General features: G+C 71.6%; 14 protein-coding genes. 4 read left to right on the top strand and 10 right to left on the bottom strand.

Annotated features, from left to right (window positions below):
* Positions 1-17: 17 nt before the first annotated feature.
* Positions 18-806 carry a 2,3-dihydro-2,3-dihydroxybenzoate dehydrogenase gene (locus AB0I83_RS03345; protein WP_363303415.1) on the bottom strand — a complete coding sequence of 263 codons (789 nt, stop codon included), beginning with the start codon at positions 804-806 and terminating at the stop codon, positions 18-20.
* The gene (locus tag AB0I83_RS03350; RefSeq protein WP_363303416.1) at positions 803-1786 is read right to left on the bottom strand and encodes an iron-siderophore ABC transporter substrate-binding protein; all 984 of its coding nucleotides are present in this window, start codon (positions 1784-1786) and stop codon (positions 803-805) included. The genes AB0I83_RS03345 and AB0I83_RS03350 overlap by 4 nt, the downstream gene beginning before the upstream one ends.
* Positions 1787-1956: 170 nt before the next feature.
* Between AB0I83_RS03350 and AB0I83_RS03355 the strand changes: the two genes are divergently transcribed.
* From AB0I83_RS03355 to AB0I83_RS03365, 3 genes are read left to right on the top strand one after another with little or no spacing between them, the layout of a single operon-like run.
* Positions 1957-3042, top strand: a complete 1086-nt coding sequence (locus AB0I83_RS03355) for an iron ABC transporter permease (protein ID WP_363303417.1) — start codon at positions 1957-1959, stop codon at positions 3040-3042.
* A complete protein-coding gene (locus AB0I83_RS03360; RefSeq protein WP_363303418.1) occupies positions 3039-4214 on the top strand; it encodes an iron ABC transporter permease in 1176 nt (391 codons plus the stop codon). Before AB0I83_RS03355 ends, AB0I83_RS03360 begins: the two co-directional genes overlap by 4 nt.
* Before the next feature lie 8 nt (positions 4215-4222).
* Entirely contained in the window at positions 4223-5041 is an 819-nt protein-coding gene (locus AB0I83_RS03365; protein WP_356840006.1) for an ABC transporter ATP-binding protein, read from the top strand.
* Here AB0I83_RS03365 and AB0I83_RS03370 read toward each other — a convergent pair.
* From AB0I83_RS03370 to AB0I83_RS03380, 3 genes are all read right to left on the bottom strand, one after another.
* Positions 5025-6383, bottom strand: a complete 1359-nt coding sequence (locus AB0I83_RS03370) for an MFS transporter (RefSeq protein ID WP_356530105.1) — start codon at positions 6381-6383, stop codon at positions 5025-5027. The two genes, AB0I83_RS03365 and AB0I83_RS03370, sit on opposite strands and share 17 nt — an antisense overlap.
* 42 nt (positions 6384-6425) lie before the next feature.
* Positions 6426-7346 carry an amidohydrolase family protein gene (locus AB0I83_RS03375; RefSeq protein WP_363303419.1) on the bottom strand — a complete coding sequence of 307 codons (921 nt, stop codon included), beginning with the start codon at positions 7344-7346 and terminating at the stop codon, positions 6426-6428.
* 66 nt (positions 7347-7412) lie between these two features.
* Positions 7413-8438, bottom strand: a complete 1026-nt coding sequence (locus tag AB0I83_RS03380; RefSeq protein WP_356530102.1) for an amidohydrolase family protein — start codon at positions 8436-8438, stop codon at positions 7413-7415.
* 215 nt (positions 8439-8653) lie between these two features.
* On the opposite strand from AB0I83_RS03380, the gene AB0I83_RS03385 reads away from it, so the two are divergent.
* Positions 8654-9322: a GntR family transcriptional regulator gene (locus AB0I83_RS03385; protein ID WP_363303420.1), complete on the top strand. Its 669-nt coding sequence runs from the start codon at positions 8654-8656 to the stop codon at positions 9320-9322.
* Positions 9323-9564: 242 nt separating this feature from the next.
* On the opposite strand, the gene AB0I83_RS03390 is transcribed toward AB0I83_RS03385, so the two are convergent.
* The 5 genes from AB0I83_RS03390 to AB0I83_RS03410 form a co-directional block, all read right to left on the bottom strand.
* Complete coding sequence (locus AB0I83_RS03390) at positions 9565-9972, bottom strand: SHOCT domain-containing protein (RefSeq protein WP_363303421.1); 408 nt, start codon at positions 9970-9972, stop codon at positions 9565-9567.
* A gap of 71 nt (positions 9973-10043) precedes the next feature.
* Entirely contained in the window at positions 10044-10538 is a 495-nt protein-coding gene (locus AB0I83_RS03395) for an FBP domain-containing protein (protein WP_356530097.1), read from the bottom strand.
* A 41-nt stretch (positions 10539-10579) separates the two neighbouring features.
* Positions 10580-11104: an NUDIX domain-containing protein gene (locus tag AB0I83_RS03400; RefSeq protein WP_363303422.1), complete on the bottom strand. Its 525-nt coding sequence runs from the start codon at positions 11102-11104 to the stop codon at positions 10580-10582.
* Positions 11105-11151: 47 nt separating this feature from the next.
* Positions 11152-12051, bottom strand: coding sequence for a hypothetical protein (locus AB0I83_RS03405; RefSeq protein WP_363303423.1), 900 nt, complete (start codon positions 12049-12051; stop codon positions 11152-11154).
* On the bottom strand, positions 12048-13055 hold the full coding sequence (locus AB0I83_RS03410) for an SPFH domain-containing protein (protein WP_356840015.1): 1008 nt from the start codon (positions 13053-13055) through the stop codon (positions 12048-12050). Before AB0I83_RS03410 ends, AB0I83_RS03405 begins: the two co-directional genes overlap by 4 nt.
* Positions 13056-13256 lie beyond the last annotated feature (201 nt).

Raw genomic sequence — 13256 nt, forward strand, 5'->3', positions numbered from 1 at the left:
CGGACGGGTAGCGGGGTTCAGGCCCGCAGGGTGGCCCCGCCGTCGACGTACAGGTCGTGCATGGTGATGTGCCGGGCCCGGTCGGACGCGAGGAAGGCGACGGCGTCGGCTATGTCGGACGGGTCGGCTATACGGCCCAGCGGAATGCCGGTGCGGTACGTGGCCGGATCACCCTCGACCACACGGCGGGAGGCGGCCTCCTCGTCCCCCGCCGTCCACATGCCGCGCTGCATGTCGGTGAGGGTCGAGCCGGGTGAGACGGTGTTGCAGCGGACACCCCGGGGCGCCACTTCGAGGCCGAGGCACTTGGTGAACATCACCGCGGCCGCCTTGGACGCCGCGTAGGCCGCCATGCCCGTGCGGGGGATGCCCGCGGCGTTGGACGCGACCGTGACGATGCTGCCCGAACCACGCTCCGCCATACGGCGGGAGACGGACCGTGAAACATGGAACACGCCATGGGTGTTGACGGCGAAGGTCGCCGCCCAGTCCTCGTCCGTCAGGTCCGCGACCCGTGAACCACGCAGGATTCCGGCCACGTTGACCGCGATCTCCAGCGGACCCAGCGCGACCTCCGTCTCGGCGACGAGCGCCTCCACCGCAGCGGAGTCGGTGACGTCGAGCGTGCGCGAGGCGACCTGACCGTCGTACGCCTGCGCGAGGGGTGCGAGGGCGTCCCCGGACACGTCGGTGGCGAGGACACGGGCCCCGCGGGCGGCGAGGGCGTGGACGACCGCCTCGCCTATGCCGCGGCCCGCACCCGTCACGAGCGCGGTGCGGCCGGCGAGTTCCTGGTCGAGGCTCACTTGACCATGGCCTTCCGGATGTCGTCGAGCACCGAGACGGCTGCCTGCGCGCCCCCGAGGCTGGTCCACTTGGTCCCGTCGACGACGGTCGCGTGCTTGTCCCGGACGGCGCCCAGCTGTCCGTAGGCGGGCTTCCGGGCCAGCTCGGCGAGCAGTTCGGAGTCGGTGCCCGCATCGAGCGTGCCGATGAACAACCAGTCGCCGTCGATCTCCTTGAGGTTCTCGTCGCTCAGCGGCGTCGAGTGGCCCTCACCCTGCTCGTTCTGGATTCCGGGGCGGGTGAAGCCGAGGTCCTTGAGGACGTCGCTGATGAAGACGCCCTGCTGCATGACCGCGGTGCCCTTGGCCGAATAGCGGGCGACGGACACCTTCGTGCCTGCTCGCGGACCGAGATCCGTCTTCAGCGCGGCGGCCCGGGTCTCGTAGTCGGTGAGGAACTTCTCGGCCTCATTCGTCCTGCCCAGCGTCGTGCCGGTGAGGCGGAGGGCCTTCTTCCAGTCCTTGGTGCCGCCGATGGTGACGACCGTGGGCGCGATCCTGCGGAGCTGCGCGAGCACCTGCTCGTCGGCGAGCTGACCCGCGAGGATCACGTCCGGCTTCGCCTGGACGACCTTCTCGATGTCAGGACCGGTGACTGCTCCCACCACCGGGATGGTCTCCGCCTGGTCCGCGAGGTACTGGGGCGCGCCCTTCTGGCCCCGGCCCGCGGTCAGACCGACCGGCTCGACACCCAGGGCGAGCGACGCGTCCAGGTCCATCTCGCTGAGGGCGACCACGCGCTCGGGCGCCGCTGGGACGTCGACCTTCGTGCCCGTGGCGTCGGTGACCTTCGTGGTCGCCGTGTTCCCCGCGCCGTCGGCTCCCGCTTTCCCCTCGGACGATCCGCAGGCGCTCAGGGTCAGGGAGCACAGCGCGAGAAGGGCCACCGACACGACGGGACGTGCGATACCGCGGGACGAGGGGGACGAATACGGCGCCATGGCCAGAGATCTCCGTTTACGTTCGGTTTACGTTCGGTCGAATCGCGTCCCGGCAAGCTGCCCCCGTACTCCGAAACGGAGAGAGGCGGTGCGCGTCGCACCACTTCCGGGCACAGCTGTGCCCAGGACCCGCCGGAACCGGACGAGTGCATTTAGGTTAGGCTAACCTTATGTCGATAGCGCAAGGGGGTCGGTCGACAACAGCCGGATCCCGCCCACGTGAAAGCCCCCCGCCCCAGGGGCATTCGGTCCTCCCGGCAACCGTGGGGCTCCTGCTGCTCCTCGTGGCCCTCGTGCTGCTCTCCCTCGTCATCGGAACCGGCGACAGCCCCGTGGCGCGCGCCTGGGACTTCCTGATCGGCGACCCCGCCGCGCGGGCCGACGCCCAGATCCGACTGGCCGTCATGGACGTACGCCTGCCGCGCACCCTGGCCGCCCTGCTCGTCGGCACCTGCCTGGGCGCGGCGGGCTGCCTGCTCCAGGCGGCCACCCGCAACCCGCTCGCCGAGACGGGGCTGCTCGGCGTCAACTCCGGTGCCGCCTTCGCCGTCGTACTCGGGCTCACCTTCTTCGGCGCCGACTCCCCGGGCGCGCTGCTCGTCTGGGCCCTCGGCGGCGGAATGGCCGCGAGCGCCGTCGTACTGCTGTTCGCCGGGTCCGGGCGCACCGCGGGCTCCCCGCTGCGACTCGTGCTGGCCGGATCCGCGCTGGGTGCCACGTTCCACGGCGGTACGTCGTACGTCCTGCTGGGCACGCAGTCGACCTTCGACACCTACCGCTACTGGACGATCGGCTCGCTGGCCGGAGTCGAGATCTCCGACCTCGCCCCCCTGCTGCCCCTCGTGGCACTCGGCCTGATCACCGCCCTCGGCTGCGCCCGCCCGCTGTCGGCGCTCGGCCTCGGGGACGACGGCGCTCGCTCGCTCGGCCACCACCCCGGCCGGATCCGGCTCGTCGTCGCCGGCGCGGTCTCGCTGCTCGCCGGGTGCGCGGTCGCCGTGGCCGGTCCCGTCGCCTTCCTCGGCCTGCTGGCCCCCTACGCCGCCAGGGCGCTGACCGGGCCGCGCATGCTCGCCCAACTCGTCCTGTCCGCACTGATCGCGGCGGACATCATGATCCTCGCCGACGTCCTCGCCCGGATCGTCATCCGCCCGTGGGAGACGCCGGTCAGCGTGCTGCTCGCCTTCGTGGGCGGCCCCCTCCTCGTCCTGATCGCCCGGTCGTCCCGCCTGTCCACCGCCGGAGCGACGGAATGACCGACGTGACACCGCAGAACGCCGGGCCGCACACGGATGGTTCGCAGGTGACGGCGCCCGATACCGCGTCGTACACGAAGGGTTCGCAGGTGACGCCGCCGGACACCGGTCCGTGCAGCGGCGGTCCGGACGTGACTCCGCCGGACAGCACCGTGGTGCGCGCGGGCGCGCTCTCCTGGCTCCTCCCGCGCCGCAGCGTCCTCGCCGCCGCCCTGCTCCTGCCGGTCCTCGCCGTACTCACCGCGCTCGCGGTGATGGCGAGTTCGACCGGAATGAGCCTGTCGGACACCCTCGCCGGCCTCCTCGGCACCGGTGACGCCGGAACCGTCATGATCGTGCGCGACTTCCGGCTGCCCCGCGTCTTCGCCGGGCTCATGGTCGGTGCCGCGCTGGGCATCGCGGGCTGCCTCACCCAGACGCTCGCGGGCAACCGTCTAGCCACACCCGACCTGCTCGGAGTCAACGACGGCGCCACCGCTGCGGTCGTCGCCGCCGCGGCCGGCTCCACCACGGGCATGGTCGGCGCCTGGTGGCTCGGCCCGATCGGCGCCGTCGCCGCCGCCGCGGTTGTCGTCCTGTGTGCGGGCGGGGCCGGGAGCGCCGGCTACCGGGTCCTCGTGACGGGCATCGGGGTCTCCACGTTCATCGGAGCCGTGGGCGACCTCGTCATGTCGCGTCAGAACGACAACACCGCGGGCGGCGTCTTCCTCTGGGCCGTGGGCAGTCTCAACGGCCGCGACTGGGGGGTCGGCACACCGCTCGCACTCGTCCTGCTGTTCCTGGTCCCGCTCGCCCTGGCCGTCGGCCACCGGCTCCAACTCCTGCGATTCGACGACGACGTCGCGGCCTCGCTCGGCGTGGACCTGCGCAAGCTGCGCGCCGTCGCGCTGGCACTCGCCGTGGCCCTCGCCGGCACCGCCGTCGGCGTCGGCGGCCCCATCGCCTTCGTCGCACTCGCCGCCCCGATCCTCGCCCAGCGCCTGACCGGCCCCACCCGGGTCCCGGTCACCGGCTCCGCCCTGGCCGGCGCCGCCCTGATCGCCGCCGCCGACGCGCTGGGACGCGTCGCCGCACCTGTCGAACTGCCCGTCGGTGTGGTCACCAGCGTCCTCGGCGGCCCCTTCCTGCTCTGGGTCCTGTTCCGCCCGGACCGTGCCACCGGAAAGGCCTGACCGCCCCCATGAACGACGTACCCCGCGCGACCGCCCCCGGTCTCGAAGTCAGCGCCCTCCACGCCGGATACCCCGGCCGTCCGGTCGTCGAGAACGTCGGCCTCACCGTCCCCGCCGGCCAGGTCGTCGCGATCGTCGGTCCCAACGGCTGCGGGAAGTCGACCCTGCTGCGCACCGTCGCGCGCCTGCACCGTCCCGAGTCCGGAACGGTCCGGGTCGGCGGAGACGACATCTGGGAACTGACCCGGCGCCGGGCGGCCCACCGCGTCGCGCTGCTGCCCCAGTCGCCCCGCGCGCCCGAGGCCGTGACCGTGGCCGGCCTCGTCCGCTACGGCCGCCACCCCCAGCAGGGTCTCCTGCGGCAGTGGTCCCGGGAGGACGAGAACGCCGTACGCGAGGCACTCGAGGCCACCGGAACCACGGAACTGGCCGCCGAGCGCCTGGACAGGCTCTCCGGCGGCCAGCGTCAGCGCTGCTGGCTCGCCATGGTCCTCGCCCAGCGGACCCCGGTCGTCCTGCTCGACGAACCGACCAGCGCTCTCGACCTCGGACACGCGGTGGAGGTCCTGGAACTCGTGAGGGAGGTCGCCGCCGCGGGCCGCACCGTTGTCATGGTGCAGCACGACCTGGCGGCGGCGGCCCGCTACGCCGACACGATCGTCGCCATGAAGGACGGACGCGTCGTCGCCCGGGGCGGACCGGGCGAGACGGTCGACGCGGCCCTGGTGAAGGAGCTCTACGGAGTGGACGCCGACGTACTCGCCGCGCCGGGCGACGGTTCCCCGGTGGTGGTGCCCAGGGCCCGGCTGCTCACGAAGCGGACGTGACGGGTCCCGGCCGCCGCGCGGCCGGCCGGGACGGCCTGGTCCGGGGACCGAAGACGGCCAGGGCCACGGCGCCCACCATCCACACGGCGGCGATGAAGTAGAAGACGCTCTGGTAGCCGGTGCGGTTGTAGAGCCCCGCGATGATCAGCGGGCCCGCGGCGTTCGACAGCCGGCCGATCCCGTAGGTGATGCCCGTTCCCAGGGAGCGGCTCCGGGTGTCGAAGAGCTCGGGGGAGTAGGCGTACGCGAGGGCGGTGTAGCCGCGCTCGAAGAGGTTCACCAGGAAGCCGAAGACCACGATCAGGACCGGGTCGAAGGTCAGCCCGTACAGCAGACCGCAGAGCGCGATGACCGTGCCGAAGGCGACGAGGCACCACTTGCGCTCGAACCGGTCGGTGACCAGGGAGGCCAGGAAGGAGCCGAGGGGCGCGCCGACGGTGGTGAGGGCGATGTAGAAGACGGACTTCTCGACGCTGAAGCCCTCCTTCGCCAGCAGGGTGGGCGCGAAGCTCGAGTACCCGAAGAAGCCGATGGTCTGGGTCACCCACAGGACCGTGAGCAGCAGCGTCGGTGCGAGGTACCTCCTGCGCAGCAGCAGACGCACCGGGGCCTTGACCGCCGGGGGCTCCTCGACGGGTTCGGCCGGTTCGGCCAGCGGCCCCTTCTCGGCGGTCACCGAGGCCTCGATCTCACGCAGGACCGCGTCGGCCGCGGCGTGGTCGCCCCTGTTCTCGTACCAGCGCGGTGACTCCTTGATGTGCTTGGAGAACAGCACGAGCAGGACGCCGAGCGCACCCCACAGGTACACCAGCCGCCAGGACCAGTCGCTGAGCGGGACGACGAGACTGGCGATCAGGTTGGTGGCGGGCGTACCGCAGATGCCGATGACCATGGCGTACGCCTGGTACTTGCCGCGGACGGCGGCCGGATACATCTCGTTGACGTAGATGACCGCCACGACGGTCATCGCCGACAGGCCCGCCGAGGTGAGCACCCGGAAGACGCCGAGTGAGAAGACGTCCCACGAGAACACCGACACGAACGAGAAGAACCCGAAGAACAGGGTGGTGCGGAGCAGGGTCCTCCTGCGGCCCCACCGGTCGGCGAGGGCGCCCGCGACGATGGACCCGATGAACATGCCGACGAAGGACAGTGAGGTGACGTAGGCGACCTGATTGACCGTCACTCCCCAGAGCTCGATGAGCTTCGGGGCGGTCGTCGCGAAGCTGTTGATGTCCGCGAACTCGAAGAAGTAGGCGAAGGCGACAGCCAGCAGGGTCGTCTTGTGGAAGCGTGAGATGGGCAGCCGGTCCAGCCGGTTCGCCGCGTTGGCGTGCTGCATGGGGACGGTCCCTGTCGGTGTGCGGGTGCGGGTGGGAGAGGGTCAGACGTCTTCGCCGGGCCAGTACAGGCTCATGGGGTTGTCGACGAGGAGTCGGCGCCGCTGCTCGGGGGTGACGGCGATGTGCGGGATGTGGTCGACCAGGAGTCCGTCGTCGGGCATGTGCCCGGTGAGGTTGGGATGGGGCCAGTCCGTGCCCCACAGCACCCGGTCGGGGAACTCCTGGACGACGCGCCGCCCGAAGGGCACGACGTCGGCGTAGGCGCTGCGCTCACCGTCGAGGGCGGCGGGACCCGTCAGGCTGAGGCGCTCGGGGCAGGTGACCTTCACCCATACGTCGTGGGAGCCGACGAAGCGGAGGAAGCGGCTGAACCGAGGTCCGTCCACGGGGAGTGACACGTCGGGCCGGCCCATGTGGTCCACCACGAGGGGTGTGGGCAGGGATCGGAAGAAGCCCTCCAGCCCGGGCAGATCGGCGCTCTCGAAGTAGAGCACGACGTGCCAGCCCAGCGGGGCGATCCTCCCCGCGATCGTCGCCAGGTCCTCCAGCGACGACGTGTCGACCAGACGACGCAGGAAGTTGAAGCGCACACCGCGTACCCCCGCCGCGTCCAGTGCGCGCAAGTCGGCGTCGGAGATGTCCGGCCGGACGGTGGCGACCCCACGTGCCCGGCCGTCGGCCGCGCGGACCGCGTCGAGCATGGCGGTGTTGTCCGTGCCGTGACAGGTGGCCTGCACGACGACCGCACGGCTGACACCCAGATGTGCGTGGAGGGAGGACAGTTCGTCCCTGCCCGCGTCGCAGGGGGTGTACTTGCGCTCGGCCGCGAACGGGAACTCGGCCTGCGGGCCGAACACATGGCAGTGGGAGTCGACGCTGCCGGCCGGGAGCCGGAACGCCGGTACGGACGGATCCCGGTACCAGTCCAGCCAGCCGGGCGACTTGGGGGAGCGAGTGCTCATGGGTCTCCTCGTGGTGCGTGGGGAGGGGAGGGCGGGAGGCGCGTGCGCCGCCGCCGTGGACAGCCCTCAGCGGCCCTGACGCCTCAACAGCGCGTCGAGGCGCGGGTAGACGGCGCGTGCGTTGTGCTCCCGCACTCCTGCCAGGGCGTCCGGGGACAGTCCCGCGGCCTCCACGTAGCGGCGGGTGTCGTCGAAGTGGTGGCCGGTCCGCGGATCGACGTCACGGACGGCGCCGATCATCTCGGAGGCGAAGAGGATGTTCCGGGCCGGTACGACCTCGAAGAGGAGGTCCGAACCCGGCTGGTGGTACACGCAGGTGTCGAAGTAGACGTTGCCCAGGACGTGCTCCTCCAGCGGCGGTTTCCCGAGCGCCATCGCCAGACCGCGGAACCTCCCCCAGTGGTAGGGGACGGCACCTCCGCCGTGGGGGATGACCAGACGCAGCGTCGGGAAGTCCGTGAACAGGTCGCCCTGCACCAACTGCATGAACGCGGTGGTGTCGGCGTTCAGGTAGTGCGCCCCCGTCGTGTGGAACGCCGGGTTCACGCTGGTGCTGACATGGACCATCGCCGGCACGTCGTACTCGACCATCTTCTCGTACAGGGGGTACCACGAGCGGTCGGTGAGGGGCGGCGCGGTCCAGTGGCCGCCGGAGGGGTCCGGATTCAGGTTCAGTGCGACGGCCCCGTACTCCTCCACGCACCGGGTGAGCTCCGGCACGCAGGTCGCGGGATCCACGCCCGGTGACTGCGGGAGCATGGCCGCGGGCACGAAGCGCTCCGGATAGAGCCGGCTGACGCGGAAGCAGAGCTCGTTGCAGATGGCCGCCCACTCGGAGGACGTGCGGAAGTCGCCCACGTGATGGGCCATGAACGACGCCCTGGGCGAGAAGACGGTCATGTCGATGCCGCGTTCGTCCATCAGCCGCAACTGGTTCGACTCGACGCTCTCGCGGAGTTCGTCGTCGCTTATCCCCAGGTCCGGCCTCCGGGGCGTCACGGAGGGGTCGTCGAGTCCGGCGATCTGCCGGTCGCGCCACGCACCCAGCGCGGGAGGTGCCGTCGTGTAGTGGCCGTGGCAGTCGATGATCATCGATGTTCCTCTTCGAAGTGCCTGTGTCCTGCATGGCCGGGGGTGCCGCTGTGCGACCGTCCCACCCGGCCGGCTGCCACGCCACCGTAACCGTCGATGAAATTGTTGACAATATGCCTGACGAGAAAGTTTCGGGCATTATCGCTGACAGTGCCGACGTGGTCTCTGCCGCGCGGCAGCGGGGATTTACCGGACGATGTACGGAAGGCGGAGGGGTGACGTCGAATCAGGCCACCGGTCGGGCGGGCCGGAGCGCGGTCTCCAGCGGTATCCGGGAGGCGCTCGCGGCGGGTGACATGGTCCCCGGGCAGCGTCTGGTCGAGCAGGAGCTGTCCGAGGTCTTCGGGGCGACGCGGAGCTCGGTGCGCGAGGCGCTGCAGGATCTCGCCGCCGAGGGCCTGGTCGAGCTGATTCCCCGGCGCGGGGCGCGGGTGCGGGTGATCTCCGTCGAGGAGGCGGTGCAGATCACCGAGTGCCGGGCCCTGTTGGAAGGGCTGTGCGCCCGGCGGGCCGCGGAGTTCGCCTCCGACGAGGTGCGACATGAGCTGACGGGCATCGGTGCGGCGATGAGCCGCGCCGTGGCGGAAGGGGATCCGGACGCCTACTCCCTGCTGAACCGCAGGCTGCACGAGTGCCTCGGTGAGGTCAGCGGCCAGAAGGTGGCCCAGGCTCTCCTCGATCGGATGAACGGCCAGATGGTGCGCTACCAGTTCCGCCTCGCGCTCCGCCCTGGCCGCCCCGCGCGGTCGCTGCCGCAGCACCTGGCGATCATCCGCGCGGTCGTCGCGGGCGACGGGGCGGCGGCGGAGGCTGCCGCGCGTGCGCACGTCGACAGCGTGGTCGAGGCGCTGCGGGAGACTCCGGTGGCCGTGCGCCTCGGCTGACCCGGGCGACGACGGCCGGCCTCCCGAGGCCGCGCGGCCCGCGGGCCGGACTACCGCGGTCTCCCGGGGCGGCCCGCCGGGCGCGCGCGCCGGTCTCCCGGGGCGGCCGGCCCGTCGCGCGCCGGTCCTCCGCCGGACCGGCCCGCGCGCCCGGGCCCCCGACGCGGAACTCCCGCCCGGGTCGGTCGTCCCGGGCGGGAGCGTGTGCTGTCGCGTGCCGGCTCTCGTGCGGGACCGGCAGGTCAGGCGAGGAGCTTCTCCTTGGCCTTCTCGTACTCCGCCTGGCTGAGGTGCCCCTTGTCCTTGAGCTCCGCGAGCTTTGCCAGGTCGGAGACGTGTCCACTGCCCTTGCCGGTGTCACCGTCGGAGCCGGCGGCCTGCTTCACGTACTGCCGGAAGGCCGTCTCGCGCTCCTCGGCCTGCTTGGCCTCGCGCCGCCCCATGCCCCGGCCGCGGGCGATCAGGTAGACGAGTACGCCCACGTAGGGGAGCACGATCACGAAGATCACCCACGCCGCCTTGGCCCAGCCGCTCAGGGAGTGGTCCTGGAAGACGTCCGTGACCACCTTGAAGAGCAGGAACAGCCACACCACCCACAGGAACAGGTACATCATGGTCAGGAAGAGGTTCAGCAGCGGATAGTCGTCCATGGGTCTACTCCGATCGCACGGGCAGTCCCCTATTGGTACCCCTGATGCCGTACGTCCGCATTTCTGGCGGTTCAGGCGGCAAGGGTGTCCAGGAACGCCGCGAGCTTGTCCCTCGTCCGCTCGATCTGCTGCTCCACGGTCAGCGACTCCTCGAACCGTCCGCCGGGTGCGGGTGACTTCTTGCCCCGCACGTACAGCGAGCAGTCGAGGTCGGTGCAGACGTAGACGCCCACCGAGTTGCCGTCCCGGCCCGCCTGGCCGCGTTTGCGGGCGGTCATCAGTGAGACGCCGCTTCCCGGGTGCGTGGTCAGGCAGATCGAACACATGCTGCGGTGCAGGAAGCCGCGCTGCCGGGACGGGAAGCGGAGTGTGATGCCCGTCAGTTCGCCGCGGAGCTCGGTGACGATATAGCTCCGGTCGGGTGCCGAGAGGTCGCGCCAGCCGAGGAAGTCCAGGTCGCCCCAGGGGCGCTCGTCGAGGTCCCGGGGCAGCGGCAGGCGCTTCGCCTCGCCCTTGGTGCAATTGACGAACGACGCCCGTATGTCCTGCTCGCTGACTGCTCTCATGGCGTCAACGCTAAACCTGCCTATGAGCCCTAGGCAAATGCTTAATTCCCATAGGGTGCGCCGGGGTCGCCCGGACCGGACGGGCGGGTGGCGGCGATCGGCAGGTGGTGCGCGGCCGGATGCGGGATGTCCAGATCGGGGCGCCAGACGGCCAGGATCTGGGCCGAGGGGTGGAACAGTGCGCCCGGCAGCTCGTCGGGGGCGGTCCAGCGCCACTCGCCGACGAGATGCGGCTCGGTGACGCGGGGGACCGCCGATGCCACGGTCACCAGGGCCGCCATGCTGATCCTGTTGATGCCGCCCACCACGTCGTGGAGCATGGCGAAGACGTCCACGGCCTCTTCGGGCACCCGCAGCCCCGTCTCCTCGCGCAGCTCCCGCGCGGCCGCCGCCGCGACCGACTCGTGCGTCGGGTCGATCTTGCCGCCCGGCAGCTCCCAAGTGCCCGAGCGGTGTCTTCCGAGCAGGATCCTGCCCTGTTCGTCCTGTACGACGACTCCCACTCCGAAGGCCGCCTGGACGAGCGGCGGACGGCTGTTCCGGGTCGGGGCGTCTGCGGAATCCATGCGAAGAACCCTAAGGGTTGTATCCACAGGCGATCACGGGGCAGCCTTCAGTGGACCAGGTTGAGGGTGGTGTCCGAGACTCCGACGCGAATGGACTGACCCCACGTCAACTCCAGCGCGTCGGACTCCATTCCGTCGCCGAACACCACCATCCGGTCCGTCTCGACGGTGAGCCTGAGGCCGTCCTGGCGCGCCAGTTCGCCCGCGACCAGGGAGGTGCCGGTGGCCGGTGAGGGCCAGGCCTCGCGCACGAACCAGACCAGCCTGGGATCGGACGGGGCCGGCAGTCGCGGCGCGCCGCCCCGCTCGATCCAGAGCGACCGCAGCCAGCCGGTCGACCCCGTCCCCGTGCCGACCAGTACGCCGGACGACGCCTGTGCCTCGGCTGCGGAGGGGCTGCCGTCCGGGCCGATGCGGTAGCGCGCGGTCTGGTGGCCGGGTGATCCGAGGTAGATCTCGTTGAGTGCGAGCAGCCGCTGGGTGTCGTCGGCGACGGCCTCCGTCATCGTGAGCGCGTCCACCCGTGCGCCGGGGGTGAGAGCCGCTCGGCACAGCGCCTCCGTGTCACGGGGCCGGTGGCGTACGAGGACTCCGGGGTTGCGGCCGGGGTCGGTGTCGATGCCCACCACGGGCTGGCCGGACAGGTACTTCGCGGCATTGGCGACCAGGCCGTCCTGCCCGACCACGACGACCACGTCCTCCGGGCCGAACAGGAAGCGGTCGAGGTCGGACCGCTCCACCCGTGTCCGTCGCCACCGCAGGGGCAGCGCGGCGGCCACATCGGTGAGAGCGCGCTCGTTACGCCGGTGGCGCTCCGCCACCTCTTCGACGGACCGGCCGCGTCCGGCCAGCACGAAGGCGGCCTGGCCGTGGGTGCCGTGCCGCGCCAGCAGCTCCTCGTACTCGGTCGTTCGGTGCACCAGCACCGCGCGTGGGGCCAGGCTCACGCCCCCGGTTCCGTCCTGCCGAGCCTGGCGAGCAGGCCGGTGAGCACGTCGGGGGAGAGGGTGAGGCTGTCGATGCGCGGCAGGTTCTCGGCCAGCCGGGTCGCCGCCAGGGCGTGCAGCGTGCCAGGATCCACGTCCGCGTGCGCCCGCAGCCAGGCGGCCTGTGCCTCGGCCCGCGCCGCGCCTACACCGCGGGCGGCCTCCGCCTCCGCGGCGGCCAGGCGGACCGTACGGGCGGCCTCGGCCTCCGTGCGCACCCCGTCGGCGGCCGACTTCTCCTCCGCCTCGCGGCGGGCGTTGGTGCCGCGCTGGTCCACGAGCTGCTCCTCGCGGCGAGCGAGCTCGATCTTGCTGGCCAGCTCGTTCTCGGCGATGGCGCGCTCGCGCTCGACCGCGACCGCCCGTCGTTCGTAGACGGACCGGTCGGCCTCCTGCTGGATCTGCTCCCTGGCCGGCGTGCGCAGGGCCCGCTCGACCTCGGCCTCGGGCCGGATGGCCACGACGCGCACGGTCACCAGCTCGATGCCGGTCGCGGGCAGCCGGGGTTCGGCCGCGAGACCACCGGCGACCCGCTCCCGTACCGCGGCGACGCCGTCCACGAGCGCGGTCGCGAGCGGGGTCCGGGCCAGGACGTCGAGGGTGTGCTGCTGCGCGGTCTCGGTCAGCAGGGTCGCGATCTGCTCCAGCGGAGCCCCGCGCCAGACCCCGGTGTCGGGGTCCACGGAGAAGTCGAGCCGGGCGGCGGCCTCGGCGGGATCACTGATCCGGTAGGTCACCGTGGCCTGCACGGTGACGTCCTGGAAATCGGCCGTACGGGCGTGGAACGCCATCGCCAGCTCGCGGTCGTCCACCGGGATCTCGGAGAGCGCGGCGGTCAGGGAGCGGTACCAGAAGCTCGCCCCCGGGCCGTCGTGGACGAGGACGCCGCGCTTGTGGTGGCGGATGTGGGCGGTGGGCGCGGAGCGCAGGTGTCGCCGGCCGAAGCGCCGGGTGATGTCGGCCATCTCGGGACCCCCTCTTTCTCGTCACTGCGACGATAACGAGGTCACCCTCATGTCGTCAAGGGGACGAGAAGGGGGTGTGGGTACGAAAGCGGCCGGCCGGTGGTCTCCACGGCGCGTCTAAGTGCGCTGACACGCCGCGGCAGCGGTTCAGCACCGCACGGCGCGCGGCGAATACCGCACGGAAAGCGGCCGCGAAAGCCG

Source organism: Streptomyces sp. NPDC049970 (assembly GCF_040660235.1).
Taxonomy (GTDB): Bacteria; Actinomycetota; Actinomycetes; order Streptomycetales; family Streptomycetaceae; genus Streptomyces.

Bases quoted from the DNA above. Each gene is read 5' to 3' on its own strand.
- AB0I83_RS03395 (WP_356530097.1), bottom strand. From the start codon at position 10,538: ATGAGAGCAGTCAGCGAGCAGGACATACGGGCGTCGTTCGTCAATTGC.
- AB0I83_RS03360 (WP_363303418.1), top strand. From the start codon at position 3,039: ATGACCGACGTGACACCGCAGAACGCCGGGCCGCACACGGATGGTTCG.
- AB0I83_RS03410 (WP_356840015.1), bottom strand. From the start codon at position 13,055: ATGGCCGACATCACCCGGCGCTTCGGCCGGCGACACCTGCGCTCCGCG.
- AB0I83_RS03365 (WP_356840006.1), top strand. From the start codon at position 4,223: ATGAACGACGTACCCCGCGCGACCGCCCCCGGTCTCGAAGTCAGCGCC.
- AB0I83_RS03390 (WP_363303421.1), bottom strand. From the start codon at position 9,972: ATGGACGACTATCCGCTGCTGAACCTCTTCCTGACCATGATGTACCTG.
- AB0I83_RS03350 (WP_363303416.1), bottom strand. From the start codon at position 1,786: ATGGCGCCGTATTCGTCCCCCTCGTCCCGCGGTATCGCACGTCCCGTC.
- AB0I83_RS03355 (WP_363303417.1), top strand. From the start codon at position 1,957: ATGTCGATAGCGCAAGGGGGTCGGTCGACAACAGCCGGATCCCGCCCA.
- AB0I83_RS03370 (WP_356530105.1), bottom strand. From the start codon at position 6,383: ATGCAGCACGCCAACGCGGCGAACCGGCTGGACCGGCTGCCCATCTCA.
- AB0I83_RS03400 (WP_363303422.1), bottom strand. From the start codon at position 11,104: ATGGATTCCGCAGACGCCCCGACCCGGAACAGCCGTCCGCCGCTCGTC.
- AB0I83_RS03380 (WP_356530102.1), bottom strand. From the start codon at position 8,438: ATGATCATCGACTGCCACGGCCACTACACGACGGCACCTCCCGCGCTG.
- AB0I83_RS03375 (WP_363303419.1), bottom strand. From the start codon at position 7,346: ATGAGCACTCGCTCCCCCAAGTCGCCCGGCTGGCTGGACTGGTACCGG.